The sequence below is a fragment of the Roseateles asaccharophilus genome (genome assembly GCF_031458115.1).
Lineage (GTDB): Bacteria > Pseudomonadota > Gammaproteobacteria > Burkholderiales > Burkholderiaceae_C > Pelomonas > Pelomonas asaccharophilus_A.
Genome location: NZ_JAVDXV010000001.1, coordinates 91,436 through 117,502, shown reverse-complemented (window position 1 = coordinate 117,502; position 26,067 = coordinate 91,436). Strand labels below are relative to the sequence as shown.

Genomic DNA, 26,067 nt, shown 5'->3' with positions numbered 1-26,067 from the left:
CCCCTCAAGGGGCGACTCAGGCGACCCGGCAAAGCCGGTTCCGCCGAGTCCCTCGGCAATACGAATGCAGATCGCTAGATTGGGCCAGGCAGGTTGAACATCGCTGCCGCATTGCCCCACGCGATGCGCTGCGCCACTTCATTCGGCAGCTGGCCCAGCCACGAGCGGTACTCGGCGAACAAGCCCTCGTAGTGCTGCCAGCGCGGCGTGACCCAGGTGTCGGAGCCGATCAGGAAGCGATTCGCATGGGCGGTGAACAGCGCACGCCACTCGGGCGCGATGCTGCCGTCGAAGGTCAGGCCCGGCCGGTACGACAGCTCGCCGCGCAGGCCCGCGTGCTTGGCGAACAGCTCGCGCACGCGCTGCACCGGCTCGCCGGAGATGCCCGTGTGCGCCCAGATCAGCGATGTGCCCGGCGCATGGCCCAGCAGCTTGTCCACGGCCACGTCGTCCACATGGGCCAGCACGGTGAGGCCGCGCTCGCGCGCCAGCTTCATCAGCGCGATGGCCGTCGGCCCGTCCGCATTCGCGCTGTCGTACAGGTGGAACTCGCCCAGCCCGCGAAACGGCCCGGCCGGGCTGCCCTTTGCGAGCAGCTCCAGCACCATGCGGCGGATGCTGTCGTCGGCGAACCAGCCGGTGTAGTCGGCGCGGTTGCGGTAGAGCCGGATGAACGGCACCCATTGCGCTCCCGGCTCGGCAACGAGCCGCAGCGTGCCGTCGTTGGGGCGGCTGTTGACCAGCGCGCCGCGCACGCCGGCGCGGGCCATGCGCGCCAGCACGTCGGCCGGCGGGTGTGGGGCCTGCGCGTCATCGTTGTAGTGCAGGTGGGCGTCGAACAGCGGGCCGGCATAACCAGCCGCCTGGGCAGACAGCGGCAAGGCCGCCAGCAGCAACGCTCGGCGTTTCAAACCGCTCTCTCGGCAGCCGCGATCAACCGGCTGATGCGGGACACCGACAGCCCTTGTTGAGCCGCCAGCTCCGTCATCGCAACGCCACCCTCGGTGTGCGCCAGCCACAACGCCTGCTCGCGGATGCCGCCGGCACGCTTCAGCCATTCGGCCCAGCTGGTGCGCGCAACACGCTTGGGCGCCACGGCCGCGGCGCGCATGCGCCGGGCGAAGTCGGCGTCGCCAAGGAAGATCTGCTCGCGCAGCCGGCCCGGCCACAGCGCCATGCCGGGCTCGGATGCCACCAGCCGCGCGTAGCGGTCGCCCGCCGAGCGGTGCTGGGCCGCCGTGGTGACGGGCTTGCCCAGCAGGTGGCTGTGCAGGCCGTCCACCTCCAGCCATTCGGGCGCCGCCTCCAGTGCGGCCAGCGCCCGGAAGCTGGAGCCCGACCAGTTCGCCGCGCCGCGCGACAGGCCCAGCCGCACCGGGTTCAGGTCCACCCAGCGGCAGGCGTCCAGCAGATGCTTCTCGCGGTCCACCAGCACGGCATGGAAGCGCCCCTGGAACAGCGGCCCGCTGAAGCCGTGCCGCTCCTGCTGGTGCTGTGTGTAGACGCCGTTCACATGCCGCATCAGCGCCGACAGGTTGGCGCGGCGCGTGAACAGCAGCAGGTCGTAGTGCTCGGGCATCAGCGCATAGGCCAGCGCCTGGGCGTCGAAGCGGTGCAGGGCCTGCGCCAGCAGCGCACGCATCTCGGCGCGGTCCGCGTCATCGACGAAAGCCGGCCTGCCGCTCTCGAACGGGCAACGGGCGCTGATCAGGTAGACCGCGCCGGCAATCTCGAGTCGGGGAGGCCGCGCCATGCGCCCCACGTTAAGGCGGCGGGCGAGGAATGGCAAGATTGCGTTTCAAACCGGCCCAAACGCCATGAAGACGCACCAAGTAGAAATCCAGAAAATCAAGGCCGCCGCCAACAACGTGCATGGCCAGATCCTGTTCAAGATCGACGCGCTCGTGTCCAACCGGGCGCCCGTCGAAGGCATAGAGCCCAGCAGCCTGCTGGTGATGACCGAAGAGAACGCCCGCGTGCTGATGGCCTTGCTGAAGGCCCAGATCGCCGAGTTCGACGTCAAGAAACCCAAGAGCCGCCACGGACGCCACGGCTGAGCCCGCGCGCAAGAGAACGCCCCATGAACTACCCCCAATACAACCCCGCCTCCGACGACCGCCCGCTGTCCGACGAGGAACTGAACGACCTCGACGAGCTGCTGGCCAACCTGCCCACCAACGAGGCGCTGAACATCGAGGCGCTGGACGGCTTCCTCGCCGGCCTGCTGCTGACGCCCGGCCGCAAGCTCGCCGACCTGCCCGGCGCCGCCTGGCTGCCGGTCATCTGGGGCGGCGACCAGGAGCCCGATCCCGCGCCCTTCGTCAGTGGCAAGCAGCGCAAGAAGGCCCAGATGCTGGTGCTGCGCCACCTGCATTCCATTGCCACCGCCTGGGCACAGCGCCCGCAGGCCTGGGAGCCCATCTTCAGCTTCGCCGATGGCGAGGACGAAGACACCGAATACGCAGACGCCGAGGACTGGGCCGTGGGCTTCCTGATGGCGGTGGACCTCGCGCCCGACGCCTGGGCACCGCTGTTCGACAACCCACCCACCGCGGAGCTGCTGGCGCCCATCGCCGCCCTGGGCGGCCCGGACGGCGCGCTGGCCGAGGGCACGGCCGAGGCCCGCGACACCGCCAGCCGGAGCATTCCTGACGCCATGCTGGCGTTGTGGGAGATTCACCAGAAAGGCTGAACCCCCTCAACACAGGTGGCTGCCGCCGCCGCTTTGGTTCACACTCGACCCATGTTCCACACCGTGCTTGCCGTCATCGGCCTCGTCGTCTGCATCGCGCTGGCGGTGCACATGGCGCTGCCCTACCGGTGGCGCGCCCGGGTGGATGCCTCGGTGGCCCGGCTGGGTGGCTGGATGCAGGCGCAGCTGGACCGTGCCGTCGGCTGGCGCCGCCGCCAGCGCCAGACGCGCGCCGCCGCGCTGGAGGCCGAGCGCGTCATCCGCCGCGCGCAGGAGTCGGCGCAGAACGGCCGGCTGGACGGCGAATGGGACGGCAACGTCTACCGCCCGAAGAGCTTCGAGAAGCCGAAAAAGCCCCACTGACTGACTCACCCCCTACCGGCTTCGCCGGCCCCTTCGAGGGGGCGCTCCCTGCGGCCCGGCAAAGCCGGTTCCGCGGGAGTCGCTTGAGAACCGCCGACTGCTGGCGCAGCGGCAGATCGTTCAATCGGTAGCCTGTTGCAGTCGCCACATTTCCGCGTAGCGGCCATTACGGGCCAGCAAGCCCTCATGCCGGCCGCGCTCCACGATGCGGCCCTGCTCCAGCACCAGGATCTCGTGCGCATCCACCACCGTGGACAGCCGGTGCGCGATGACCAGCACGGTCTTGTCCTGCCCCACGGCCTCCAGCTCGGCCTGGATGGCGCGCTCGTTGGTTGAATCCAGCGCCGACGTGGCTTCATCAAAGATGAGGATGGGCGGGTTCTTCAGCAACGTGCGGGCGATGGCCACGCGCTGCTTCTCGCCGCCCGACAGCTTCAGCCCGCGCTCGCCCACCATGGTGCCGTAGCCCAGCGGCGTCGCCGCGATGAAGCCGTGGATGTGGGCGGCGCGCGCCGCGGCCTCCACTTCGTCCTGCGCCGCACCGGGGCGGCCATAGGCGATGTTGTAGGCCACCGTGTCGTTGAACAGCACCGTGTCCTGAGGCACGATGCCGATGGCGCGGCGCACGCTGCTCTGCGTGACCTGGCGGATGTCCTGGCCATCGATGCGGATCTGGCCGCCGTCAATGTCGTAGAAGCGGTACAGCAGCCGCGCCAGCGTGCTCTTGCCCGAACCGCTGGGCCCCACCACCGCCACCTTCTTGCCGGCCGGGATCTCGAAGCTGACGCCATGCAGGATGGGCCGCGCCGGGTCGTAGGCAAAGCGCACATCGTCAAAGACGACCGTGGCGCCGCCCACCTGCAGGTCAGGCGCGCCCGGCGCGTCCGCCACCTCGCGCTCGCGGTCCAGCAGCACGAACATCTTCTCGATATCGGTCAGCGCCTGCTTGATCTCGCGGTAGATGACGCCCAGGAAGTTCAGCGGAATGTAGAGCTGGATCATGAAGGCGTTGACCATGACCAGGTCGCCCAGGCTCATGTGGCCGTCCACGACGCCCTGCGTGGCCCGCCACAGCATCAGCACCAGCGCCGTCGCGATGATGAGCTGCTGGCCGGTGTTCAGCAGCGACAGCGTCGTCTGGCTCTTCAACTGGGCTTTGCGCAACTTCTCCAGGCTCTCGTCATAGCGCGCCGCCTCAAAGCCCTCGTTGTTGAAGTACTTGACCGTCTCGTAGTTCAGCAGCGAGTCGATGGCCTTGCTGTGCGCCACCGAGTCCAGCTCGTTCAGCGTCTTGCGGAACTTGGTGCGCCACTCGGTGACAACCACCGTGAACGCGATGTAGATCACCAGCGCCGCGATGGTGATGCCGGCGAACCAGACGTCGAACTTCACGCCCAGCAGCGTCAGCACCAGCACCACCTCGATCAGCGTGGGCACGATGCTGTAGAGCGAATAGCTGATCAGCGAATGCACGGCCCGTGTGCCGCGCTCGATGTCGCGCGTCATGCCACCGGTCTGGCGCTCCAGATGGAAGCGCAGGGACAGGTCGTGCAGGTGGCGGAACACCTGCAGCGAGATGCTGCGCGCCGTGCCCTCGGTCGCCTTCGCGAAGATCAGCTCGCGCAGTTCGGTGAACAGCGACGTGGACAGCCGCAGCGCGCCGTAGGCCAGCAGCAGGCCCAGCGGCACGACCAGCAGCGTCTGTGGCGCACCGGGCTTCAGGTCCAGGCTGTCCACCAGGTGCTTGAGCAGCACCGGCACGCCCACGTTGCTGATCTTGGCGCCCACCATGAAGGCCAGCGCCAGCCCCACGCGCCAGCGGTAGCGCCACAGGTAGGGGAACAGGCGGGCCAGGGTGCCCCAGTCGCCGCGCACGGCGGGGCTGTTGCTGGGTGGCACGGATGATGCTGAAAGAGAGGATCGCAAGCGCAGGCCCGACAATATGGAAGCCGGATTCTCCCCACTGAACGACATGCCCCAGGATTCAAGCCCAGCCACCCACAAACCCGGCGAACGCGAGCTCGTGCTGCGCGTGATGCCCATGCCCGCCGACTCCAACGCCAACGGCGACGTGTTCGGCGGCTGGATCATGGCGCAGGTGGACATCGCCGGCTCCATCCTGCCGGCCCGCCTGTCGCGGGGCCGCATCGCGACGGTGGCCGTCAACGAGTTCATCTTCAAGCAGCCGGTCTCGGTCGGCGACCTGCTGAGCTTCTACGCCACCGTCACGCGCGTAGGCCGCACGTCCGTCACCGTGCACGTCGAGGTGTTTGCCGAACGCGACCCCGAGAACCTGCACGTCGTGAAGGTCACCGAGGCCAACCTGACCTATGTGGCCATTGACCGGGAAGGCAAGTCCAGGCCGATCACGACCTGATCCGCCAGCGCCTCTGCCCACAGCGCGTAGCCGCGCGGGCCAGGGTGGAAACCGTCGACGGCCATCAGTGCCGCCGCGTCGCGCTGCATGGCCGCGGGCAGGTGCAACACCTGGCGTGAGGGCTGGCCCGCCACCTGGGCCGACAAGGCCGCATTGAAGCGCGCCGCCTGCTGGCCGAAGAACCAGCGCAGCGGCTGCGGCAGCAGCGGAAAGCTCTGCATCGGTGGCGCCGCGCAGTGCACGCTGAGGCGCACGCCGGCGCGCTCGGCGGCAAGCGCATGAATGCCGTCCAGCGCGGCCAGCGCCACCGCTGGCGCGACCTGCCCCACCACGTCGTTGACGCCCAGCGCCGTCACCAGCACATCGGCACGCGCCAATTGCGCGGCCTGCAGCGAAGCCAAGGCCTGCTCGCTGCCGTGGCCGCTGGTAGCCACCAGTTGCCAGCCCACCGGCTGACCCAGCCGCGTGGCCAGCGCCTCGGCCAGGCGGCCGGCCAGCGCCTCGCGCTGGTGGGTGGCGCCCACACCGGCGGCCGACGAATCGCCCACGATGAGCAGCCGCAGCGCACCGCCGTCCAGCGCGCGGTCGCCCGCCGCTTCGGGCAGCCGCAGCGCGGTGGCGCGCACGCGCCGGCCCTGCCACAGCAACAGTGGGCCCAGCAGCAGTTTGGCGAGCGTCAATCGCATGGTTGGGTCATCTCATGTGTAACAGCGTCAGTCCTGTCCGACTTCGTACGCCCGCGCCGTCCGGCATGGCGCGAACGGGGCCGCCCCTACGCTGCACGCATGCGCCGTCAAGGCGTCAACCCTGAGGAGTTCGCCATGCTGCGTTACGCCATCATCTTCTTCGTCATCGCGCTGATCGCGGCCGTGTTCGGCTTCACGGGCATCGCCGCCTCCGCGGCGGGCTTTGCCCAGATCCTGTTCTACGGCTTCCTGATCCTGGCCGTCATCGGCCTGCTGATCGGTCTGGTCCGTCGATAGCGTCAGGAGAACTTCGAGAAGTCCGGCTTGCGCTTCTGGAAAAAGGCCTGGAATGCTTCCATGGCCTCCGGGCTGCGCAGCCGGGCGCTGAAGATCTCGGCCTCACGCGCGATGGCCGCCTTTACGGCCTCGCGCTGAGGCTCGCGGATCAACTGCTTGCTCTGGCGCACGGCGCCGGGCGCCAGATTGTTGAAGCGCTCGGCCACTCGGCGCGCGTGGTTCAACACCTCACTGCCGGCCAACACGCCGTTGGCGATGCCGCATTCCACGGCCTGCTCGCCCGTGAACGGGTCGCCCAGCAGCAGCTTCTCGGCCGCGCGGCGGTTGCCCATCAGCTGCGGCACAACCAGGCTGGACGCGAACTCCGGCACCAGGCCCAGGCCCACGAAGGGCATGGCCAGGCGCGCATCGTCGGCGACGAACACCAGATCGCAGTGCAGCAGCATGGTCGCGCCGATGCCGATGGCCGCGCCGGTCACGGCGGCGACGATGGGCTTGCTGCAGTCCAGCATCGCGTGCATGAACTGGAACACCGGCGCGTCCTCGCCCCGCGGCGGGCGGCCCATGAAGTCCTCCAGGTCGTTGCCCGACGTGAAGATGCCGGGCTGGCCGGTGATCAGCAGGGCACGCACGTCGGCCGCGGCATCGGCCGCGCGCAGCGCATCGGCCATCTGCTGGTACATGTCCTGCGTGATCGCGTTCTTCTTCTCGGGACGCGCGATCTCGATGGTCGCGACGCCGTTGACGGTGTAGGTCTTGATGGTCATGGTGCGGTCCTCAGGCAGTGGCAGTCTTGGCGTGGAACTGGGTCCAGTGGTTCGCCAAGTGCATCAAATGGGCTCGCTCGTACTGCGGCTTGGTCAGCTCGCCGTAGGCGAAGTGAGGCCGCAGCGTACCGTTGAATCGGGCAAACGCGTCCATCGAGTCCAGCAGGCGCTGCACGGAGGTCTTCAGCGTCTGTGATGCATCCAGCGCGGGCGCGCCAGGGATGGGCTCGGCCAGGTCATGGCTCATCTGGCCGCGCGCGTTGAACACGGCGAACGCGGCCGAACCGATGGAGGAGCGGAACCAGGCGCCCTTGAGCGCCGGGAAGCCCTGCATCGAGAACTCGATGCTCTGGGCCAGGTGCTGCAACACCTGGCTCAGGTTCCAGGGGTTGCCCAGCACCACCTGGGGCGTGAACAGCAGCTCCAGCACGGCCTGCTGCGCCTGCTTCCAGGTCGTGAAGGTCTTCAGCTGGCCGGAACAGCCGGCCAGCGGCGCCGCTGCGAGCAACACCGTGGTGGTCTTGAGCGCGCGGCGGCGGTTCATGGCTTTACAGGCGTTCGAAGATGCCAGCGGCGCCCTGGCCGGCGCCCACGCACATCGTGACCATGCCGTACTTGCCGCCGGTGCGGCGCAGGCCATGGATGACCGAGGCCGCGCGGATGGCACCCGTGGCGCCAAGCGGGTGGCCCAGCGCGATGGCGCCGCCATTCGGGTTGACCTTGGCGCGGTCCAGTTCGATGCCCTTGCTGTCAAGGTCGTTCAGCACGGCCAGCGACTGTGCGGCGAAGGCTTCGTTCAGCTCGACCCAGTCCAGGTCCTTGGCCGAGATGCCGGCGGCCTTCAGCGCGGCCGGGATGGCTTCGATGGGGCCGATGCCCATGATCTCGGGCGGCACGCCCTTGACGGCGAATGACACGAAGCGGGCCAGCGGCGTCAGGTTGTAGCGCTTCAGCGCGGCTTCGCTGACGATCAGCAGGCCGCCCGAGCCGTCGGAGGTCTGCGAGCTGTTGCCGGCGGTGACGCTGCCCTTGGCGGCGAACACGGGCTTGAGCTTGGCCAGGCCTTCCAGCGACGTGTCGGGGCGCGCGCCTTCGTCGAGCTTGACGGTGCGGGTCTTGGTGTTGACGGTGCCGTCGGCGAGGTTGGGCGTGCGCTCGATGACGTCGAACGGCGTCATCTCGGCGTCGAAGTGGCCGGCCTGCATGGCGGCCACGGCGCGGCGGTGCGATTCCACCGAGAAGGCGTCCTGCGCTTCGCGGCTGATCTTCCACTTCTCGGCGACCTTCTCCGCCGTCAGGCCCATGCCGTAGGCGATGCCGATGTTTTCGTCACGCTCGAAGATCAGCGGCGACAGGCTGGGCTTGTTGCCGCCCATCGGGATCATGGACATGGACTCGACGCCGCCGGCGAACATCACGTCGGCCTCGCCGACGCGGATGCGATCCGCGGCCATCTGCACGGCGGTGATGCCGGACGCGCAGTAGCGGTTGATCGTCACGCCGCCGATGGTTGGGCCCAGGCCGGCCAGCACCGAGGCGACGCGGGCGATGTTCATGCCCTGCTCGCCTTCGGGGAAGGAGCAGCCGACGATGGCGTCTTCGATGGCGGCGGGGTCCAGGCCCGGGGCTTGCGCCAGCACGGCCTGCATGACCTTGACGAGCATCTCGTCCGGGCGGGTGTTCTTGAAGTAGCCGCGGCCGCTCTTGCCGATGGGCAGACGGGTGGCGGAGACGATGTAGGCGTCTTGGACTTGCTTGCTCATGTTGGTTCCTTTCAAGCCTGGGGCTTGTTTTTAGATGTCTCTTTGGGCACCCAGGCCCAGACAAATTCACACTCGATCGGCTCGATGCCGGCTTCGTCGGTCACGGTCACGGCGACGGTGACTTCACCCTTGATTTCGTTCGCCATCGCGTAGCGCTGCGCGGCCGTCAGGTGCGCCTTGGCGACCAGGCCGCCGGTGGCGCGCTTGCGGAAGTTCACCTGCAGCGACTTGCACAGCGGCAGGCAGTCGTCGCGCACGTTCATGCCCACCACCATGCCGGTGGCCGTTTCGGCCAGCAGCGACATGGCAGCGGCGTGCACGCCCTTGATGTGGTTCTGCACGGGGCGCTTGTTCGCGACGCGGATCTCGCTGCGCTCAGGGGTGAGCGCCACAAAATCAAGCGACGCAGTGCCCGTAAAGGGCACCGCGCGCCGCAGCGCGAAGTTGCGCGCAGGCCCACGCAGCGGGGACGGCAAGCCGTCCAGCTTGGCGAGCGTGCGTTGAAGCCGGTTCATGGCCTGTGCTTAGTTGCGCACCGGCTTGCCGGTCTGCAGCATCCCCATGATGCGTTCCTGCGTCTTGGGGTTGTCCAGCAGCGAGCAGAAGTGCTTGCGCTCCAGCGCCATCAGGTACTCCTCCGTCACGAGGGAGCCGGCCTCGACCTCGCCACCGCAGACCACGTCGGCGATCGCCGCGGCCAGGTGGTAGTCGTGCGCGCTGACGAAGCCGCCATCACGCATGTTGGCAACCTGGCCCTTGATCGTCGCGATGCCGCTGCGGCCGGCGACCGGGAACAGCGCCTTGTGCGGCGGGCGGTAGCCGGCTTCGGCCATGCCCAGCGCGGTGGCCGTGGCCACATGCAGCAGTTCGTCCTTGTGCGGCACGATCACGTCGCTGTCCAGCAGGAAGCCGTTCTTCTTGGCTTCGTGCGCCGAGGTCGCGACCTTGGCCGTGGCAGCCGTCAGGAAGCCGTCCTTCAGGAAGGTCAGGATGTCAGCGCCGGCATTGCCGGCCGCGGCCATCTCGGCGGCGCGTCGGGCAATGTAGGTCAGGCCGCCACCGCCGGGGATCAGGCCCACGCCCACTTCCACGAGGCCCACATAGCTCTCGACGTGCGCGACGCGGCGTGCGCAGTGCACGGCCAGCTCGGCGCCGCCGCCCAGCGCCAGGCCGCGCATCGCGGCGACGACCGGCACGCTGGCGTAGCGCAGGCGCAGCATCATGTCCTGCAGCTTCTTCTCTTCCGGCGCGATGCCCTTGCTGCCCATCTTCATGAAGACGGGCATCAGGCTCTCGAGATTGGCGCCGGCCGAGAACACGTCGTCCGGCGACCAGATCACCAGGCCCTGGTAGTCCGCTTCGGCGATCTCGACGGCCTTCAACAGGCCCTCGGTGACGGCCGGGCTGATCAGGTGCAGCTTGGCGGTGATGGAGGCGATGACGACCTTGCCGTCCAGCGTCCAGACGCGCACTTCGTCGTTCTTGAACAGCTCGGTGCCCGACTTCAGCGGGTCGGCGGCGCCGGTGCCCAGCAGGCTTTCGCGGAAGGCCTGGCGCGAGTACACCGGCAGTTCGCTGCGCGGCTTGAACTTGCCTTCAGCGGCGCTCCACGAGCCTTGCGGCGTGTGCACGCCACCGGCTTCGGCGACCGGGCCTTCGGTGACCCAGGCCGGCAGCGGCGCGTTGGACAGGGTCTTGCCTTCGGCGATGTCGGCCGAGATCCACTCGGCGACCTGCTTCCAGCCAGCGGCCTGCCACAGCTCGAACGGGCCTTGTTGCGAGCCGAAGCCCCAGCGCATCGCGAAGTCGATCTCGCGCGCGGTGTCGGCCACGGTGTTCAGGTGCACGGCGGCGTAGTGGAAGCTGTCGCGCAGGATGGCCCACAGGAACTGCGCCTGCGGATTGGTGCTTTCGCGCAGCAGCTTCAGACGGTCGGCCGGTTGCTTCTTCAGCATGCGGGCGACGATCTCGTCGGCCTTCTTGCCGCCAGCGACGTACTCACCCGTGGCGAAGTCCAGGCGCTGGATGTCCTTGCCGACCTTCTTGTAGAAGCCAGCGCCGGTCTTCTGACCCAGCGCGCCCTTCTCGATCAGCCCGGCCAGCACCTTGGGCGTGGCGTACGTGCTGTAGAACGGGTCGTCCTTCAGGTTGTCCTGCATCGTCTTGACGACGTGGGCCATCGTGTCCAGGCCGACGACGTCCGCGGTGCGGAAGGTGCCCGACGACGCGCGGCCCAGCTTCTTGCCGGTCAGGTCGTCGACAACGTCGACCGACAGGCCGAACTTCTCGGCCTCGATCATCGTGGCCATCATGCCGGCGATGCCGACGCGGTTGGCGACGAAGTTGGGCGTGTCGTGGGCGCGCACGACGCTCTTGCCCAGCGACGTGGTGACGAAGGCTTCGAGCTGGTCCAGGATTTCCGGCTGCGTGGTCGGCGTGTTGATCAGCTCGACCAGCGCCATGTAGCGCGGCGGGTTGAAGAAATGGATGCCGCAGAAGCGCGGCTTGATTTCTTCGGGGAGAACTTCGCTGAGCTTGGTGATCGACAGGCCCGACGTGTTGGACGCGACGATGGCGTGCGGGGCCACGAAGGGCGCGATCTTGGTGTACAGGTCGAGCTTCCAGTCCATGCGCTCGGCGATGGCCTCGATGATGAGGTCACAGCCACGCAGCACTTCCAGGTGCTCTTCGTAGTTGGCCTGCTGGATCAGCGCGGCTTCAGCCGAGTCGCCCAGCGGCGCGGGCTTGAGCTTCTTCAGGCCGTCGACGGCCTTGGTCACGATGCCGTTCTTGGCACCTTCCTTGGCGGGCAGGTCGAACAGCACGACCGGCACCTTGCAGTTGACGAGGTGGGCGGCGATCTGCGCGCCCATCACGCCGGCGCCGAGCACGGCGACCTTGCGGACTTGGAAACGACTCATGGGTTCTTACTCCTAAAGACTCTGTTGAGCTTGCGGGACTGACCAGGCGGACTTGCCCGACTGCTCTGTCCCCAACTGATTTGTCACTCGACGCGAATCCACGTCTGCGTGCGGTAGAAGGGGCCGATGTAGCCGCGCATCTCCAGTTTCTTGCCTCCGTCCACCGGCTTCAAGCGGGTGCGGTAGGTCTTGCCGTTATTGGGGTCCAGGATCTCGCCGCCGCCCCAGACGCCGTCACCATCCGGCTTCACGCCGCGGATGATCTGCAGGCCCAGCACGGGCTTGTCCTTGCGGTCGTCGGTGCACTTGTCGCACTTGCTGTCGGCCGGTGCGTTGGGATCCAGCAGCTTGTCGATGCTGCCGACCAGGGTGCCCCCCTGTTCGCTGATGCGGACCAGCGACTTCGCGGTTTTGCCGTCGTCGTCGATGGTCTTCCAAAGGCCCACCGGGGTGGTTTGCGCGAGCGCAAGCGTGGGCAGCAGCAGTGCAACAGCGAACAGGGATTTCATCGGGCGTTGTCCTTGTCGTCCAGTGAATCGATCAGGTTCAGAACAGGGCTTCTTCCATCTCCATCAGCGGAGACAGGCCGGCGCGGCAGGTGCGGATCAGCGAGGCCGTCTCGGGCAGCAGCTTGGCGAAGTAGAAGCGCGCCGTGGCCAGCTTGGCCGTGTAGAACGGGTCGCCGCTGTCCTTCTTGGCCAGCGCGATCTTGGCGGCCTGGGCGAAGAAGAACGCGAAGGTCATGTGGCCCACCACGCGCAGGTAGTCCACGGCCGCGGCGCCCACCTCGTCGGGGTTGCCGAAAGCCTTCATGCCGATTTCCTGCGTCAGCTTGTTGACCTTGTCGCCCAGGTCGGCCAGCGGGTTCACGAACTCCTGCATGGCCTCAACGGTGCCCTCTTCCTCGATGAAGGCGGCGATCTTCTTGCCGAACTTCTTCAGCGTGGCGCCGTTGTTGCCCAGCACCTTGCGGCCCAGCAGGTCCAGAGACTGGATGGTGTTGGTGCCTTCATAGATCATGTTGATGCGCGCGTCGCGCACGAACTGCTCCATGCCCCATTCGTGGATGAAGCCGTGGCCGCCGAACACCTGCATGCAGTGCGACGTGGCCAGCCAGCCGTTGTCGGTGATGAAGGCCTTGATGATGGGCGTCAGCAGCGCGACTTCGGCATCGGCTTCCTTGCGCTCGTCCTCGTCGTCGCACTTCAGTGCCTTGTCCAGTTGCAGCACCGTGTATGCCTGCAGCATGCGGCCGCCTTCGGCGAAGGCGCGGGCGGTCAGCAGCATCTTGCGCACGTCGGGGTGCACGATGATGGGGTCGGCCGGCTTGTCCGGTGCCTTGGGGCCGGAGAGCGCGCGCATCTGCACGCGGTCCTTTGCGTAAGCCACGGCGTTCTGGTAGGCCACTTCGGTCAGGCCCAGCGACTGGTTGCCCACGCCCAGGCGGGCGGCATTCATCATGACGAACATCGCGGCCAGGCCCTTGTTGGGCTGCCCCACCATCGTGCCGACGGCGTTCTCCAGCACGATCTGCGCGGTGGAGTTGCCGTGGATGCCCATCTTGTGCTCCAGGCCGGCGCAGAAGATGTTGTTGCGGCTGCCCAGGCTGCCGTCGGCATTCACGTTGAACTTCGGCACCACGAACAGCGAGATGCCCTTGCTGCCCTGGGGCGCGTCCGGCAGGCGGGCCAGTACCAGGTGGATGATGTTCTCGGCCATGTCGTGCTCGCCGGCCGAGATGAAGATCTTGGCGCCGGTGATCTTGTACGTGCCGTCGGCCTGCGGTTCAGCCTTGGTGCGCAGCATGCCGAGATCGGTGCCGCAGTGCGGCTCGGTCAGGCACATGGTGCCGGTCCACTCGCCGCTGGTCAGCTTGGGCAGGTAGGTGGCCTGCTGCTCGGGCGTGCCGTGGGCATGCAGCGCCTCGTAGGCGCCGTGCGACAGGCCCGGGTACATGGTCCAGGCCTGGTTGGCCGAGTTCAGCATCTCGTAGAAGAACTGGTTCACCAGGTGCGGCAGGCCCTGGCCGCCGAACTGCGGGTCGCAGGAGAGCGCCGGCCAGCCGCCTTCAACGTACTGCTTGTAGGCCTCCTTGAAGCCCTTGGGCGGCGTCACCTCGTGGGTGGCCTTGTCCAGCGTGCAGCCCTCGGCGTCGCCGCTCAGGTTGATCGGGGCGATGACCTCGGCCGCGAACTTGCCACCTTCCTCGAGCACCGCATTGATCGTGTCGGCGTCGATGTCCTCGTGGCCGGGCAGCATCTTCAGTTCGTCGACGACGTTCAGCAGCTCGTGCATGACGAACTGCATGTCACGCATGGGCGGGGTGTACTGGGGCATCGGGATACTCCTGGGCGGTCAATGAATGGGTGATCGGTTCAGCGCCGCGCGGCGCCGGTCTTGGGGGTCTTGCGGCCGGCCTCGATGTCGAGACCGGCGGGTGTGGCGTAGTACTGCATCGTGCGTTCGAAGCCGATGCCGGCGCGGGCCAGCGCGCCAGGGATGCGCATGAAGCGCGCGTCGTGATGCAGCGACAGGATGAGGCCGTGCAGCTCGAAGCAGATCTGCTCGACGTCGGCATCGGCCTTCAGGTGGCCCTCGGCGATGGCCAGCTGGATGGCCTTCTGCAGCGCCGCATGCCAGGCTTTGACCATGGCCACCAGCGCATCGCGCACGGGGCCGGGCCGGTCGTCGAACTCGACGGCGCCGGAGATGTAGATGCAGCCCGAGTCGACCTCGACCGACACGCGGCGCACCCAGCGCTCGAACATCGCGCGCAGCCGCGGCAGGCCACGCGGCTCGCGGATGGCCGTGAAGAAGACTTCCTCTTCGAACTTGGCGTGGTACTCGGTGACGACCGCGATCTGCAGTTCCTCACGCGAGCCGAAGTGGGCGAAGACGCCCGACTTGCTCATGCCCGTCACATCGGCCAGCGCGCCGATGGACAGCCCTTCCAGGCCCATGTGCGAGGCCAGGCCCAGGGCAGCGTCGAGGATGGCCGCACGGGTCTGCTGGCCCTTTTGCAGCGAGCGCGCCACCCGCGCCGGCTTGGCGGCGCGCAGCGGAGCGGCTTTCTTGGCAGGGACGGGAAGCGTGGACACGACGGCAAGAATAAAACGAACGGTCGTTCTATTTTGCAGGTCGCTTCCGCGACAACGCCAGCTTGCCCCAGCGATTTCCTAGGGTGTTGTGCCTAATAGTCCCGCGAACCTAGCGCAAACCCTAGCCCCTCGTCTGGTCTCGTGCCGCTGAATGCGGACGAGCCCAGCCGCCCATCCAAGGGGACGGCGATGCATGCGGCATTGAGCCGCACGCACATCGCCAGACGGGCCGGCTTGCGAGCGGCCCGGCGCTCGGCCCCAAACACACGGCCAGAGCCGAAGCGCCACTGTCATGCACTCACGCTTGAGCGCTGGCTCGGTTCTCGCTAGGCTCCGGGCTGGAGGTAAGCCCAGTGGATGTGCTCCAACTCGATGTCTCCGGCCGGCCCCAGGCCTGGATCACGACCCGTGAAGCGGCCGTGATCTACGCCTGCGACGGCGTCGCGTGGACGCTGGGCGAGCCCTGCCAGGTGCTGCGCGGCGGGCTGCAGCGCATCACCGGGCGGCAATCGCGCATCGAGGTGCACGCCATCATTGCCGTGCGCGGCGCCGTGCCCAGCCGGGCCTGGCGGCAGGCGCCGGCGCTTTCCAACACCAAGCTGTTCGCGCGCGACCGCTTCGTCTGCGCCTACTGCGGCCACCGCTGCCTGCCCGAAGACCTGACGCGTGAGCACATCCAGCCCACGTCGCGCGGCGGCCACGACACGTGGATGAACTGCATCACCGCCTGCCGCCCCTGCAACGGCCGCAAGGGCAACCGCCTGCCCGAAGAGGCGCACATGAGCCTGCTGTACCTGCCCTATGTGCCCAGCCTGCACGAGGACATGATCCTGCGCGGCCGCCGCATCCTGGCCGATCAGATGGAATTCCTGCTCGCCAGCGTGCCGAGGTCAAGCCGCCTGCACGGTTGACCTTCTCGGCGTAAAGAGTTGTAGCAGCGGGCCTCAGACCGTCAACGGCAGGACAATTGGACACGTTGGGCGGCTGTCTTGCCCACGAGGAGTATTCGAATGTCCAAGCTCATGACTTCCCTCACCCTGGCCGCCGCGTTGGCGCTGTCGGCGTGTTCCACGACCAGCCCCGACGTCGTCCAGCGCGGTGACGCGCAGCGCCTGGCGCAGGTGCAGGACGCCACCGTGCTGTCGTCCCGCCCGGTCGTCGTGGACGGCTCGCAGAGCGGCATCGGCGGCGTGGCCGGTGGCGTGACCGGCGCCATCGCCGGCAGTTCGGTGGGCGGCCGCCGCGAAGGCCAGATCGTGGGCGTGATCGGCGCCGTTGCCGGTGCCGTCATCGGCAATGCCATCGAGCGCTCGGCCACGCGCGAGGACGCGCTGGAGATCATCGTGCAGCTGCGCAACGGCGAGCGCCGCTCCATCGTGCAGGCCAAGGGCACCGAGAGCTTCAACGCCGGCGATCCCGTCGTCCTCGTGACCACCGGCGGCAAGACCCGCATCACGCGCGCCCCGGCCGTTCAGCCGGCCACCAACGGCTGACTCGCTGCCGCGCAACGACAATGGCGGGCTCTGTCCCGCCATTTCTGTTTCCATGTCCGATACCGCCGACCTTGACGAACCCCTGCATGAGCCCCGCCTGTGGCGCGACAACGGCTGGACCGCCCAGGTCATCAAGAACGAGGACGACGAGGGCTGGGCCGTCGCGATGTTCAAGGCCGGCGAGAGCGAGCCGGCGCTGGTGGGCCCCTGGACCATGGGCCGCGACAAGAAGAACCCCAAGCCGCTGGACACCGCCGCGTTCAACACGCTGGTGAAGACGGCCTCCGAGGTGATCCGCCGCCACGAGCAGCAGCTGCACGCGCAGCTGAACAAGGCGCTGTACGTCGCGCGCGACGGCAACTGGATCAAGGTCACGCTGGAGATCGTGCCCGCCGAGGACGACCCCTACGCCTGGCTGGCCGCGTTCGACGCCGCCGGCGAGCCGCTGGCCAAGGTCAAGGTCGGCGCCAACTTCCGATTCAACCAGTCGGCCGCCGAGGCCTGGGTGGACAACGCGTTCGAGCGCCCTGCCGGCAGGGACTGACGACCCCTCGCACAGTCTCGCCACGCTGAACGCGGGCGAGCCTGGTCGGTCCCCCGAGGGGACGGCGATGCTCACGGCATTGAGCCGCGAGCACATCGCCACAGCGGGCCGGCTTGGGAGCGGCCCGGCGCTCGGCCCGAAAGCGGCCGCAACTGCAGGTCCGTTATCAGCCAGACGCGGCCGGCCCGCGTCAGAAGAATGGCGTGCATCCCTTCCCTGGAGCACGCCATGTCTTTTCGCATCACCGGGCTGTCCGCCCAACCCTTTGCCCACCTGTTCGGCCTGGACGACGCCGCGCTGGCCCGCCACGGCGCGCTGCGCATGCATGGCGAAGGCCTGCCGGATCGCGTCGAGCTGCGCGACACCACCGCCAGCGAAACCGTGCTGCTGGTCAACCACGAGCACCAGCCCGCCGACACGCCCTACCGCTCGCGCCACGCGATCTTCGTGCGCGAGCACGCGGGCGCCGCATTCGACGCCGTCGACACGGTGCCGGACGCGCTGCGCCGCCGCCTGCTGTCTCTGCGCGCCTTCGACGCGGCCGGCATGATGGTCGACGCCGACGTCACCGATGGCCACGAGGCCGAAGCCCTCATAGCCCGGCTGCTGGCACGACCGGAGGTCGACTACATTCACGCGCACTACGCGCGCCGCGGCTGCTATGCGGCGCTGATCCGGCGCGACTGAGACAGCATCACGCCCCCCCGCGCCGACGCCACACGCTCAAGCCGCGATCTCGAACGACAGCCCCGCGCGCTGCTGCAGCCGACGCACCAGCGCCAGCCCCATCGCGGCGCCGGGCGTCCACACGCCGCCGGGCGTGGCGTCGCGGCCCACGTTCTGCAGCAGGCACAGGGCCGTCTCGCTGATGAGCTTGCAGGTGGAGCCGTAGCCGGGATCGCGGTCGCCCTTGACGACCGCGCGCAGCTGCTGCCCTTCGTCGGTGCGGCCGGTGAACCACACCTCGTAGCGCCCGGCCTCGCGCGCGGCGGCATCGGGGCCGTCGCCCGGCTGCGTCAGCACGAAGCGGCGCAGCAGGAAGCGCGTGGGCCCGAAGCCCAGCGCCAGGTTCTGCAGTTTCGTGAAACGGGCCAGCGCGATGGCCTTCTTGCGCCCCTTGTCGCCCTGCCCCGGCTTGCCGGTCAGCAGCTTCTCGCTGTAGATGAAGTCGCGACCCCAGGGGTGGCCGCGCAGCGCGTTGCTGCGGTGGATGTTCTTCGTGTTGATGGTGGCCATGACGAAGGGACCGCACCAGGCATCCACCCAGTCGTCGAAGTCCGCTTCCTGCCCGCTCGGCTGCTTGGGCCCCTTGAAACCGTCGGCCAACGCGAACGGGTTGACCATCTGCTTGACCAGCGCCGGATCGCGGCGCACGGCCTCGACGGTCTCCATCAGGCTGGCGAAGGTACCGCCGGAGAACGTGCCCTTGAGCCGGGCCACGCGGCCGCGCACCTCCGGCAGCGGCGCGCCGAAGCGTGCCTGCGCCTCGGCCTGCAGATAGACCACACCCAAGTCGAAAGGGATGGAGTCGAAACCACAGGAGAACACGATGCGCGCGCCGCTCGCCTCGGCCAGCGGCGTCAGTCGGGGGATCATGCGCGCCATCCACAGCGGCTCGCCGCACAGGTCCACATAGTCCGTGCCGCCCTCGGCACAAGCGGTCGCCAGCGGCTCGCCATGCAGCTGATAGGGCCCCACGGTCGTGATGACGCAGCGCGTGCGTGCCACCAGCTGCTTGAGCACGTCCGCATCGCCCGCGTCGGCCTTCAGCAGCGCGACGGACGGCGGCAGATGCAGCTCGTCACGCACCTTGGCCAGCTTGTCCAGGCTGCGGCCCGCGATGGCCCAGCGCACGCCGGCCGCGCCGCTGAGATGCAGGTACTCGGCCACCAGCCGGCCGGTGAAACCGGTGGCGCCGAAGACGACGAGGTCGAACTCGCGGCGGTCCTGCGTCATGCCTTGGCCCTCGCGGCCACCCAATCGCTGCGCAGCAGCGCCAGCGAGTGGCAGTCCACATACTCACCGTCCACGAAGACAATGCCGCGCTGCACGCCTTCATGCTTGAAGCCGCATTTCTCGGCCACGCGGCGCGACGCATGGTTGTGCACCGACATGCCGCAGGACAACCGGTTCACCGGCCAGTTGCCGAACAGATAGTCCACCAGCAGCCCGGCCGCCTCGGTCGCCAGCCCCTGGCCGCGCATCGCCACATCGCCCATCGTCCAGCCGATCTCGCGCGCCGTCGTGTAGCGGGCCACGGTGAAATGCGCGACGTCACCGATGACGCTGCCGTCGAGCAAGTGGCAGATCAGCAGACGCTCGACGTCCTCGCTGACGAAGCCGTTTTCCTTCCAGCGCTGGTCCACCTCGTGCGGCGCCATCATGCGCGTGCCTCCGAACGGACCGAACACCTGCGGGTCGCCTACGGCGCGCTTCAGCCACGGCAGGTCCTGTTCGGTCACGTGGCGCAGACCGACGCGTTGTCCTCTCAGCATGGTGGTTCCCAACAAGAAGACCCGGCCACAGCCGGGTCGGGGCATTGTGGTTCAGACAGCGGGCTATCTGAAATACGGCCGCTCGTGGCTGAGCAGCAGCCGCTTCGCGCCCTCGCGCCAGCCAGCCGGCGTGCCCTCGCCCAGCCGCACCGTGGCCATCGCATAGGCTTGACCGCGCAGTTCGGGCGACAGGCCCTGCAGGTGCTGCTCGGCGCCGGCCAGCAGCGCCGGGCTGCGCAATGCCGCCTGGAATGCCTCCAGCTTGGGTCGCTCTTCGGGCTTGAGGCCCTGCAAAGCGGCCCCGTCCAGCTGCGGCGCCGGCCGACGTTCGCGTTCGGCCAGCGCCAGCGTGATCCAGTAGGTCTCGCCGTCCAGTCCCGCGCCGGCCGGCAGATCGGCGGCGCGCCGACGCAGTTCGGGCGATGCTCCTTCGGAGGCGGCCGCCAGGCGCAGCAGGTGCGGGCTGTCACTGAGGGCGACCGCCTGGTCCAGCGCCTCGGCTTCCAGCTTCTCAAAGGCGGCCGGCCGCTGAATCACCACGCCGGCCACGGTCTTCATGCCGACCGCCTGCTGCAGCCGGCTGTGCGGCCCGATGCGCTCCGCGTCGGCAGGCAGTTGCGCCTCGCCCAGCAGCCGACGGAGCCGGTTGGCCTCGATGGCCGCAAACGGGGCCAGCGTGGGCTCGCCGCGCGCCTGCTCGAAATGGCGCAGCGCGACGCGCCAGTTGGCGGCACCGGCCTCGGCCCAGGCCGCGCCATAAGCCAGCCACGTGCTTTGCGGGAATCGCTGCTGGCCCGCCAGCATGGCCACATGGCGCTGCCCGTCGGTGGGCCGGCAGCGGGCGGCCAGGTAGACCGTGTTGGCATCGGCACCTGCCGCGGCGGCGCGTTGACCGAGTTCGGCACACAGTGCGGCCACTTCGTCGGCGGGCAAGGTGTCGAAACGCTCGCGCTGCAGTTCGATGCCGGTGGGCTCGCGCTCCTGCAGGGCCGCCATCAGCCTGGCGTGCGCCGGCTGGCCGCGCAGATGCGCCAGCCAGGCCATGCGCGTGGGCGATTCGCGGCGGTCCCATTTCAGGTGCAGGGCCGCCAGGCGCTCAGCGGCGGCAGCGTCGTCCTGCAGCAGGTTGAGTTGCAGACCCGGCACGGCGTCGGCACCGCTGTAGAGCACACGCCGCGTCTCGACACGGCCCTCCTTGACCTGCACGCTGTGCGGCGGATCGCCGAAGAAGATGTCGGCGCCGCTGCTCGACCAGCGCGGCGCGCCCAGCACGCGCGGCGGCTGGTCGGTCGCGTTGCGACCGTAGGTGTAGGTCAACTCAACCAGCGGTGCGGCGCCCGCCACGTTGTAGAGCGGGTGGCCGGGTCCGGGCTCCAGCGCCTCCTTGAACTCCTCGATCAGCTCGCCCTGTTCGGTCTCCGCGCGGATGGTCAGGCCATCCTGCGGCGCATGGCCCACGACGGCGCTGCCAAAGGGCGGCAGCGTGATGGCCGCGGCATCGCCGATGCGCACGCGCACCGTGCGATCCAGGCCGTTCAGCACCTGGACGTCGATGTTGCCGTAGCCGCCGCCGAAACCCAGCACGCCAGCCACGATGCCGCCCGCCACGGCGATGCGCGCCGTGGCTGCGGCCGGGCCTTGAGCGGCCAGGAAGCGGGCCCAGAGGCTGGGGCGCAGGTCACGCGGGCGCTCGGCGCCGTCCAGCAGCGTCGCGTAGCTGCGCGGCACGCCGGGCAAGGCCGTGCCGGCATCGGGCTGCTGGCTGGCTACGCGGGATTCCACGGCCAGCAGCTCGCCCAGCACGGCGCCGCGCAGCTGGTCGAAGGCGTTTTCGGCCGCATCCATCCAGCTGTCGATGACGTTGAGCCAGTCGCCGAGCTGGTTGAGGTCGGGCGGGTTCAGCGTCAGCTGGCCCAAAGCGGCAAACCAGCTCTCGACGCCCAGCCGCTTGCGCGTGGCGTCGTCCAGCAGCACGTCGGGCGCCTCGGCATAGGCCTGACGCAGCGCGTGGTAGAGCTGGCCGGCGGCATCAGCAACGCGTTGACGGCCGGCGTCACTGACCCGGCCCGTTGTCTCCACGCGCACCGTGTGGGCCAGCACGCCGCGCAGATCACGCAGGTTGGCGACGCTGTGCTCGGCGTAGTGCAGTTGCGCCAGCAGCGCGAGCAGGCGTGCCTCACTGTCGTCTCCCAGCGCGCGGGCCAGCGCGAGGTGGGTGTGGCGCACGACCTGGTCGTGGCGGCGCAACTCGTCCAGCAGCCGCGCATGCTCGGCGGCCTCCTTGTCGGCATCGATGCGGCGCCAGCGGCGCACGGCCTCGCCCAGGCTGGCCGGGTACAGCGCGGCCAGGCGCTGGATGCCGTCGTCAGCATCTGGCAGCTCGCCCACCAACTCGGCCGGGGTGGCCACGTGGCGGGTCAACGCGCGGCCCAGGTAGGCACCACGGTAGCGCGGCTGCAGCAGCTCGCCGCCGAAGCGGTCGTCCAGCTGCTTCTGCAGCTCGGCCTCGCCCATGGGCTGGGCGGACTCCGGCATCTCGAACAGCCGCCGCGTGACTTGCGTGCGCAGCGCCGGCGCGTCGGCAAACAGCGTCCAGGCACTGCGCTCGTCCACGCCGCCGGCGCGGTAGTCGGCCTTGGCGCGGGCTTCGCGCTCGTGGTTGAGCGGGTGGGTGCGCCACATCTGCGGCACCGCGCTGTCGGCGGTGTCGAACAGCCGGTGCCCGGCGCCCTGCGGCGCAGGCACCTGGCCGTATTGCGCATCGTCCAGCATGCGGCCGGTGCGGTCGGAGATGGCGGTCTGCAAAGCGAACAGGTCGCCCACCCACTGCTCCTTGGACTTCCATTCGCTGGCCAGGCCGGCGGCGCGGTCCCAATCGATGTCGGCGGTCTGCAGCTTGTAGAGGGAATGCACGAGCGCGTCGCTGCCGGTCAGCGCCACGGCCACCGCGTCGGCGCCGTACTCCATCTCGCGGCCCAGGCTGCGCTGCAGCAGCTGCACGCCGGTGAACACGCTGTCGACCAGGCTGCGGATGGCCCAGACGATGAGGCTCAGGATCCAGCCTATCCATGCCACGCGGAAGTCGAAGCGGCTCAGGCCCTGCAGGAAGCCGTCCAGCATGTCGCGCTGCGCCACCAGCCGCGCGGCGATCTGCTGCGCCACATAGACCCAGCGGCCCACTGCCATCGCCCGCTGCGCGAAGTGGCCGAACTCGTGCGCCAGCACCGCGCGCAGCTCGCTGCGGTTGAGCACGTTGACGAGGCCCAGCCCGATCTCCAGGTTCTTCTTCGTCGGGAACAGCAGGTTCAACGGCGACAGGTCGTAGAACACCGCCGCGTTGACGCGCGCCGACAGCAGCACCCGGTGCGGACGCGGCGCGCCGACGGCATCGGCGATGGCGTGCAGTTCGGCGAACAGCTCGGGCTGCTCCACGGCCGTGACCGGCAGCGCATGATCCTCGCCGCGGCGCTGGCGGAAGAACAGCGCCTTCAGCATGAAGAGCGCCAGCAGCGCCGCGCAGGCGGCGACCAGCAACGCCCATAGCGCATCGTCACGGCCGGCGAAGGCACTGCGCGCCAGGCGCCAGGCTGTCCAGCCGAACCAGCCGGCCAGGCCGAAATAGGCGGCGAGAAAGCCGATCAGCGCGGCCACGGCGCCCCAGGCGCGCAAACGGTAGCTGCGGGGCGCGGGCGCCGGCTCAACAGCCGGCAGTGCGGGTTGCTGCATGTGATCCTCCCTGATGGCGCCTGGGCTCGATTGGCCCTTGGGCGCGTGACTCGTTCTAGAAGTGGATGCCGCGCATCATCTGCTGCAGCGCGATGGCTTCCGGTGACAGGCTGCCCTTGCCGCCCTTCTCGCCCTTGGCCGCGTCGCTGTCCGGGAACATGCGGAACGACGTGTTCATGACGATCTGCGCGATGCGCGGCGCGGCCGCGTGCAGCAGCTCGCCCGACACGCCCAGGCGCGTCGCGATGCGCACCGGCTTGTTGATGCAGGCCTCGGCGATCATGTCCGCGGCTTCTTCCGGCGACAGCGTGGGCACGTTGTTGTAGATCTTGGTGGGCGCGATCATGGGCGTGCGCACCAGCGGCATGTTGATGGTGGTGAAGCTGACGCCGGTGTCGGCAAACTCGCTGGCGGCGCAGCGCGTCCACGCGTCCAGCGCCGCCTTGCTGGCCACATAGGCCGAGAAGCGCGGCGCGTTGGTCAGCACGCCGATGGAGCTGATGTTGACGACGTGGCCCTTCTTCTTGGCCACCATGCCGGGCAGCAGCCCCATGGTGACGCGCAGGCAGCCGAAATAGTTCAGGTCCATCGTGCGCTGGTAGTCGTGGAAGCGGTCGTAGCTGCTTTCCACGGCGCGGCGGATGGAGCGGCCGGCGTTGTTGATGAGGAAATCGACGCCGCCGAAGCCGTTGCACCACTCGATGAGGTTGGCGCTGCCCTCCGCGTCGGCGATGTCGCAGGCGAAGGCGTGGATCTGCGCCTGCTTGCCGGCCTTGTCCTTGATCTCCCTGACGGCCTCGTCCAGCTTGGCCTGGTCACGCGCGCAGATCAGCGTGATGGCGCCCGCCTCGGCGAACTTGATGGCCGCGGCCAGGCCGATGCCCGACGAGCCGCCGGTCACCAGCACCACCTTGCCGCCCGTGGCGCCCTTCAGCGAACGATCGATGAAGAGGGCCGGGTCCAGGTGGCGCTCCCAGTAGTCCCACAGCCGCCAGGCGTAGTCGTTCAGGTCGGGGCAGGCGATGCCACTGCCCTTCAGCGCGGCCTCGGTGTCGCGGCAGTCGAAGCGCGTCGGGTAGTTGATGAAGGTGAACATGTCCTCGGGCAGGCCCAGGTCCTTCATGACCGCGTTGCGGATGCGGCGCACCGGTGCCAGCGCCATCAAGCCCTTCTTGACGCTCTTTGGGATGAAGCCCATCAGCGCCGCGTTGATGAACAGGTTCATCTTGGGCGCATGCGCGGCCTTGCTGAAGATGTCCAGCACGTCGCCGACGCGGTAGCCCTTGGGGTCCACGAGGTGGTAGCAGCCGTGGCCCTTGCCGACCTTGTGCGAGATGTGGTCCAGCGCATCGACGACGTAGTCCACCGGCACGATGTTGATGCGCCCACCCTCCAGGCCCACGCTGGGCATCCACGGCGGCAGGATCTGGCGCATGCGCTGGATCAGCTTGAAGAAGTAGTACGGCCCGTCGATCTTGTCCATCTCGCCGGTGGTGGAGTCGCCCACCACCAGCGCGGGGCGGTAGACCGTCCACGGCCGCTTGCACTCCTTGCGCACGATCTTCTCGCTCTCGTGCTTGGTCATGAAGTACGGGTGGTCGAGGTTCTCGGCCTCGTCGAACATGTCCTCGCGGAACACGCCTTCGTACAGGCCGGCCGCGGCAATCGATGACACGTGGTGCACATGGCCGGCGTCGATGGCCTGCGCGAACTCCACCATCGAGCGCGTGCCCTCGATGTTGACGGCCACCTGCGCCTCCTCGTCGGCGCCCAGGTCGTAGACGGCGGCCAGGTGGTACAGGTGGTCGATCTGGCCCTTCAGGCTCTTGATGACGTCGCTGGCCACGCCCAGCTTCTTGCTGGTGAGGTCGCCGTAGACGGGGATGGCGCGGGTCTTGGAGACGCCCCAGTAGGCCAGCAGGCCCGGCAGCTTGTCGGCGCTCTCCTCGCGCATCAGGAAGTGGACCGTGCTGCCGCGCCGTGCCAGCAGCTTCTTGACGAGCCGCTTGCCGATGAAGCCGGTGGCGCCAGTGACGAAATACTGCATGCGGGTCTCCTGCTTATGTGGGGGTTTGCCCCATTCTTCACCAGCGTCAGAGGCGCACCGCTGCGCACTTTCCCGAGGGCCGGCATAGAGCGCTGCCACTAGGAACGCCCGTGCCGATGGGGCATGCGGCGGCTACAGTGCCCCTCGCGAATTCGCACACTCGAAAGGACACCCATGGTCAAGAAGCTCCAGAAGATGGCTGACAAGAAGAAGGCCGCAGCCGCCACCGGCTTCCCGGCAGGCCTGCTCGACGGCGCGATGGCGCAGAACATCAAGGACAGCGCCCAGCAGATCTGGGCCGCCGGCCTGGCCTCGTTCGCCAAGGCGCAGGGCGAAGGCGGCAAGGTCTTCGAGGCGCTGGTCGCCGAAGGCCTGAAGCTGCAGAAGAAGACCCAGTCCGCCGCCGAGGAAAAGCTCAGCGCGGTGGCCAGCAAGGTCAGTGGCGTGGCCGGCGACGTCGGCGCCAAGGCCGGCCAGCACTGGGACAAGCTGGAATCCATCTTCGAAGCTCGCGTGGCCAAGGCGCTGCAAGGCCTGGGCGTGCCCACCAAGGGCGACATCGACGCGCTGATCAAGCGCATCGACGCGCTGGCCAAGGCCACCGGTGCCGAACCGGCCAAGAAGCCCGCGGCGAAGAAGGCCGCTGCGGCCAAGAAGGCGCCGGCCGCCAAGCCCGCTGCCGCGCCCGCCAGGAAGGCCGCGGCCAAGCCTGCCGCAAAGCCTGTCGCGAAGAAGGCCGCCCCGGCCAAAAAGGCGCCGGTCGCCAAGAAGGCCGCCGCGCCCGCGGCCCAGGCCTGA

26 protein-coding genes are annotated in these 26,067 nt (G+C 68.7%); 10 read left to right on the top strand and 16 right to left on the bottom strand.

Annotated features, from left to right (window positions below; genetic code table 11):
* Positions 1-74 precede the first annotated feature (74 nt).
* Complete coding sequence (locus J2X21_RS00540; protein ID WP_310323571.1) at positions 75-911, bottom strand: amidohydrolase family protein; 837 nt, start codon at positions 909-911, stop codon at positions 75-77.
* Positions 908-1,753 carry a transposase gene (locus tag J2X21_RS00535; protein WP_310323568.1) on the bottom strand — a complete coding sequence of 282 codons (846 nt, stop codon included), beginning with the start codon at positions 1,751-1,753 and terminating at the stop codon, positions 908-910. Before J2X21_RS00535 ends, J2X21_RS00540 begins: the two co-directional genes overlap by 4 nt.
* 64 nt (positions 1,754-1,817) lie before the next feature.
* Here J2X21_RS00535 and J2X21_RS00530 point away from each other — a divergent pair, with 64 nt between their 5' ends.
* The 3 genes from J2X21_RS00530 to J2X21_RS00520 are packed head-to-tail and all read left to right on the top strand — an operon-like array spanning position 1,818 to position 3,055.
* Positions 1,818-2,057 carry a hypothetical protein gene (locus tag J2X21_RS00530; protein WP_310323565.1) on the top strand — a complete coding sequence of 80 codons (240 nt, stop codon included), beginning with the start codon at positions 1,818-1,820 and terminating at the stop codon, positions 2,055-2,057.
* Positions 2,058-2,080: 23 nt separating this feature from the next.
* Positions 2,081-2,692, top strand: a complete 612-nt coding sequence (locus tag J2X21_RS00525; protein WP_310323562.1) for a UPF0149 family protein — start codon at positions 2,081-2,083, stop codon at positions 2,690-2,692.
* A gap of 51 nt (positions 2,693-2,743) precedes the next feature.
* Entirely contained in the window at positions 2,744-3,055 is a 312-nt protein-coding gene (locus J2X21_RS00520; protein WP_310323560.1) for a hypothetical protein, read from the top strand.
* 120 nt (positions 3,056-3,175) lie between these two features.
* On the opposite strand, the gene J2X21_RS00515 is transcribed toward J2X21_RS00520, so the two are convergent.
* Complete coding sequence (locus J2X21_RS00515) at positions 3,176-4,954, bottom strand: ABCB family ABC transporter ATP-binding protein/permease (protein WP_404666541.1); 1,779 nt, start codon at positions 4,952-4,954, stop codon at positions 3,176-3,178.
* 73 nt (positions 4,955-5,027) lie between these two features.
* Between J2X21_RS00515 and J2X21_RS00510 the strand changes: the two genes are divergently transcribed.
* Positions 5,028-5,432 carry an acyl-CoA thioesterase gene (locus J2X21_RS00510; RefSeq protein ID WP_310323554.1) on the top strand — a complete coding sequence of 135 codons (405 nt, stop codon included), beginning with the start codon at positions 5,028-5,030 and terminating at the stop codon, positions 5,430-5,432.
* On the opposite strand, the gene J2X21_RS00505 is transcribed toward J2X21_RS00510, so the two are convergent.
* Positions 5,384-6,118 carry an SGNH/GDSL hydrolase family protein gene (locus J2X21_RS00505; protein ID WP_310323551.1) on the bottom strand — a complete coding sequence of 245 codons (735 nt, stop codon included), beginning with the start codon at positions 6,116-6,118 and terminating at the stop codon, positions 5,384-5,386. The genes J2X21_RS00510 and J2X21_RS00505 overlap by 49 nt on opposite strands.
* A 135-nt stretch (positions 6,119-6,253) precedes the next feature.
* Here J2X21_RS00505 and J2X21_RS00500 point away from each other — a divergent pair, with 135 nt between their 5' ends.
* Positions 6,254-6,415: a DUF1328 domain-containing protein gene (locus tag J2X21_RS00500; protein ID WP_293800107.1), complete on the top strand. Its 162-nt coding sequence runs from the start codon at positions 6,254-6,256 to the stop codon at positions 6,413-6,415.
* Between the two features lie 2 nt (positions 6,416-6,417).
* Here the strand turns inward: J2X21_RS00500 and J2X21_RS00495 are convergent, their stop codons facing one another.
* The 8 genes from J2X21_RS00495 to J2X21_RS00460 all read right to left on the bottom strand — a co-directional run bounded on the left by J2X21_RS00495 (position 6,418) and on the right by J2X21_RS00460 (position 14,964).
* Positions 6,418-7,182, bottom strand: coding sequence for an enoyl-CoA hydratase (locus tag J2X21_RS00495; RefSeq protein ID WP_310323544.1), 765 nt, complete (start codon positions 7,180-7,182; stop codon positions 6,418-6,420).
* 10 nt (positions 7,183-7,192) lie between these two features.
* Positions 7,193-7,726, bottom strand: coding sequence for a DUF1569 domain-containing protein (locus tag J2X21_RS00490; protein WP_310323542.1), 534 nt, complete (start codon positions 7,724-7,726; stop codon positions 7,193-7,195).
* A gap of 4 nt (positions 7,727-7,730) precedes the next feature.
* The gene (locus J2X21_RS00485) at positions 7,731-8,945 is read right to left on the bottom strand and encodes an acetyl-CoA C-acyltransferase (RefSeq protein WP_310323540.1); all 1,215 of its coding nucleotides are present in this window, start codon (positions 8,943-8,945) and stop codon (positions 7,731-7,733) included.
* Positions 8,946-8,956: 11 nt separating this feature from the next.
* A complete protein-coding gene (locus tag J2X21_RS00480; protein WP_310323538.1) occupies positions 8,957-9,460 on the bottom strand; it encodes a DUF4442 domain-containing protein in 504 nt (167 codons plus the stop codon).
* Positions 9,461-9,469: 9 nt separating this feature from the next.
* Positions 9,470-11,866 carry a 3-hydroxyacyl-CoA dehydrogenase/enoyl-CoA hydratase family protein gene (locus J2X21_RS00475; protein WP_310323536.1) on the bottom strand — a complete coding sequence of 799 codons (2,397 nt, stop codon included), beginning with the start codon at positions 11,864-11,866 and terminating at the stop codon, positions 9,470-9,472.
* A gap of 83 nt (positions 11,867-11,949) precedes the next feature.
* Complete coding sequence (locus tag J2X21_RS00470; protein ID WP_310323534.1) at positions 11,950-12,375, bottom strand: DUF2147 domain-containing protein; 426 nt, start codon at positions 12,373-12,375, stop codon at positions 11,950-11,952.
* Between the two features lie 37 nt (positions 12,376-12,412).
* Positions 12,413-14,203 (bottom strand): acyl-CoA dehydrogenase C-terminal domain-containing protein, encoded by a 1,791-nt coding sequence (locus J2X21_RS00465; protein ID WP_310323531.1) that lies wholly within the window; start codon positions 14,201-14,203, stop codon positions 12,413-12,415.
* Between the two features lie 38 nt (positions 14,204-14,241).
* Positions 14,242-14,964 carry a TetR/AcrR family transcriptional regulator gene (locus J2X21_RS00460; protein ID WP_404666540.1) on the bottom strand — a complete coding sequence of 241 codons (723 nt, stop codon included), beginning with the start codon at positions 14,962-14,964 and terminating at the stop codon, positions 14,242-14,244.
* Between the two features lie 353 nt (positions 14,965-15,317).
* Here J2X21_RS00460 and J2X21_RS00455 point away from each other — a divergent pair, with 353 nt between their 5' ends.
* The 4 genes from J2X21_RS00455 (at position 15,318) to J2X21_RS00440 (ending at position 17,688) form a co-directional block, all read left to right on the top strand.
* A complete protein-coding gene (locus J2X21_RS00455) occupies positions 15,318-15,875 on the top strand; it encodes an HNH endonuclease (RefSeq protein WP_310323529.1) in 558 nt (185 codons plus the stop codon).
* Between the two features lie 111 nt (positions 15,876-15,986).
* On the top strand, positions 15,987-16,457 hold the full coding sequence (locus tag J2X21_RS00450) for an outer membrane lipoprotein (protein ID WP_310323528.1): 471 nt from the start codon (positions 15,987-15,989) through the stop codon (positions 16,455-16,457).
* Between the two features lie 52 nt (positions 16,458-16,509).
* Entirely contained in the window at positions 16,510-17,001 is a 492-nt protein-coding gene (locus J2X21_RS00445) for a hypothetical protein (protein WP_310323526.1), read from the top strand.
* Positions 17,002-17,229: 228 nt separating this feature from the next.
* Positions 17,230-17,688 (top strand): DUF1203 domain-containing protein, encoded by a 459-nt coding sequence (locus tag J2X21_RS00440; RefSeq protein ID WP_310323524.1) that lies wholly within the window; start codon positions 17,230-17,232, stop codon positions 17,686-17,688.
* 36 nt (positions 17,689-17,724) lie between these two features.
* On the opposite strand, the gene J2X21_RS00435 is transcribed toward J2X21_RS00440, so the two are convergent.
* The 4 genes from J2X21_RS00435 to J2X21_RS00420 all read right to left on the bottom strand — a co-directional run bounded on the left by J2X21_RS00435 (position 17,725) and on the right by J2X21_RS00420 (position 25,269).
* Entirely contained in the window at positions 17,725-18,957 is a 1,233-nt protein-coding gene (locus J2X21_RS00435) for a saccharopine dehydrogenase family protein (protein WP_310323522.1), read from the bottom strand.
* On the bottom strand, positions 18,954-19,496 hold the full coding sequence (locus J2X21_RS00430; protein WP_310323520.1) for a GNAT family N-acetyltransferase: 543 nt from the start codon (positions 19,494-19,496) through the stop codon (positions 18,954-18,956). The genes J2X21_RS00435 and J2X21_RS00430 overlap by 4 nt, the downstream gene beginning before the upstream one ends.
* A gap of 63 nt (positions 19,497-19,559) precedes the next feature.
* Positions 19,560-23,222 carry a M48 family metalloprotease gene (locus J2X21_RS00425; RefSeq protein WP_310323518.1) on the bottom strand — a complete coding sequence of 1,221 codons (3,663 nt, stop codon included), beginning with the start codon at positions 23,220-23,222 and terminating at the stop codon, positions 19,560-19,562.
* Positions 23,223-23,277: 55 nt separating this feature from the next.
* On the bottom strand, positions 23,278-25,269 hold the full coding sequence (locus J2X21_RS00420) for an SDR family oxidoreductase (protein WP_310323515.1): 1,992 nt from the start codon (positions 25,267-25,269) through the stop codon (positions 23,278-23,280).
* Between the two features lie 174 nt (positions 25,270-25,443).
* Here J2X21_RS00420 and J2X21_RS00415 point away from each other — a divergent pair, with 174 nt between their 5' ends.
* Positions 25,444-26,067, top strand: a complete 624-nt coding sequence (locus tag J2X21_RS00415) for a phasin family protein (RefSeq protein WP_310323513.1) — start codon at positions 25,444-25,446, stop codon at positions 26,065-26,067.

What these genes read in the sequence shown, in the direction of transcription:
- J2X21_RS00505 (WP_310323551.1), bottom strand. Translation starts at nt 6,118, where the DNA reads ATGCGATTGACGCTCGCCAAACTGCTGCTGGGCCCACTGTTGCTGTGG.
- J2X21_RS00420 (WP_310323515.1), bottom strand. Translation starts at nt 25,269, where the DNA reads ATGCAGTATTTCGTCACTGGCGCCACCGGCTTCATCGGCAAGCGGCTC.
- J2X21_RS00510 (WP_310323554.1), top strand. Translation starts at nt 5,028, where the DNA reads ATGCCCCAGGATTCAAGCCCAGCCACCCACAAACCCGGCGAACGCGAG.
- J2X21_RS00525 (WP_310323562.1), top strand. Translation starts at nt 2,081, where the DNA reads ATGAACTACCCCCAATACAACCCCGCCTCCGACGACCGCCCGCTGTCC.
- J2X21_RS00450 (WP_310323528.1), top strand. Translation starts at nt 15,987, where the DNA reads ATGACTTCCCTCACCCTGGCCGCCGCGTTGGCGCTGTCGGCGTGTTCC.
- J2X21_RS00445 (WP_310323526.1), top strand. Translation starts at nt 16,510, where the DNA reads ATGTCCGATACCGCCGACCTTGACGAACCCCTGCATGAGCCCCGCCTG.
- J2X21_RS00475 (WP_310323536.1), bottom strand. Translation starts at nt 11,866, where the DNA reads ATGAGTCGTTTCCAAGTCCGCAAGGTCGCCGTGCTCGGCGCCGGCGTG.
- J2X21_RS00470 (WP_310323534.1), bottom strand. Translation starts at nt 12,375, where the DNA reads ATGAAATCCCTGTTCGCTGTTGCACTGCTGCTGCCCACGCTTGCGCTC.
- J2X21_RS00480 (WP_310323538.1), bottom strand. Translation starts at nt 9,460, where the DNA reads ATGAACCGGCTTCAACGCACGCTCGCCAAGCTGGACGGCTTGCCGTCC.
- J2X21_RS00500 (WP_293800107.1), top strand. Translation starts at nt 6,254, where the DNA reads ATGCTGCGTTACGCCATCATCTTCTTCGTCATCGCGCTGATCGCGGCC.
- J2X21_RS00530 (WP_310323565.1), top strand. Translation starts at nt 1,818, where the DNA reads ATGAAGACGCACCAAGTAGAAATCCAGAAAATCAAGGCCGCCGCCAAC.
- J2X21_RS00440 (WP_310323524.1), top strand. Translation starts at nt 17,230, where the DNA reads ATGTCTTTTCGCATCACCGGGCTGTCCGCCCAACCCTTTGCCCACCTG.
- J2X21_RS00495 (WP_310323544.1), bottom strand. Translation starts at nt 7,182, where the DNA reads ATGACCATCAAGACCTACACCGTCAACGGCGTCGCGACCATCGAGATC.
- J2X21_RS00430 (WP_310323520.1), bottom strand. Translation starts at nt 19,496, where the DNA reads ATGCTGAGAGGACAACGCGTCGGTCTGCGCCACGTGACCGAACAGGAC.
- J2X21_RS00520 (WP_310323560.1), top strand. Translation starts at nt 2,744, where the DNA reads ATGTTCCACACCGTGCTTGCCGTCATCGGCCTCGTCGTCTGCATCGCG.
- J2X21_RS00490 (WP_310323542.1), bottom strand. Translation starts at nt 7,726, where the DNA reads ATGAACCGCCGCCGCGCGCTCAAGACCACCACGGTGTTGCTCGCAGCG.
- J2X21_RS00415 (WP_310323513.1), top strand. Translation starts at nt 25,444, where the DNA reads ATGGTCAAGAAGCTCCAGAAGATGGCTGACAAGAAGAAGGCCGCAGCC.
- J2X21_RS00425 (WP_310323518.1), bottom strand. Translation starts at nt 23,222, where the DNA reads ATGCAGCAACCCGCACTGCCGGCTGTTGAGCCGGCGCCCGCGCCCCGC.
- J2X21_RS00435 (WP_310323522.1), bottom strand. Translation starts at nt 18,957, where the DNA reads ATGACGCAGGACCGCCGCGAGTTCGACCTCGTCGTCTTCGGCGCCACC.
- J2X21_RS00535 (WP_310323568.1), bottom strand. Translation starts at nt 1,753, where the DNA reads ATGGCGCGGCCTCCCCGACTCGAGATTGCCGGCGCGGTCTACCTGATC.
- J2X21_RS00485 (WP_310323540.1), bottom strand. Translation starts at nt 8,945, where the DNA reads ATGAGCAAGCAAGTCCAAGACGCCTACATCGTCTCCGCCACCCGTCTG.
- J2X21_RS00465 (WP_310323531.1), bottom strand. Translation starts at nt 14,203, where the DNA reads ATGCCCCAGTACACCCCGCCCATGCGTGACATGCAGTTCGTCATGCAC.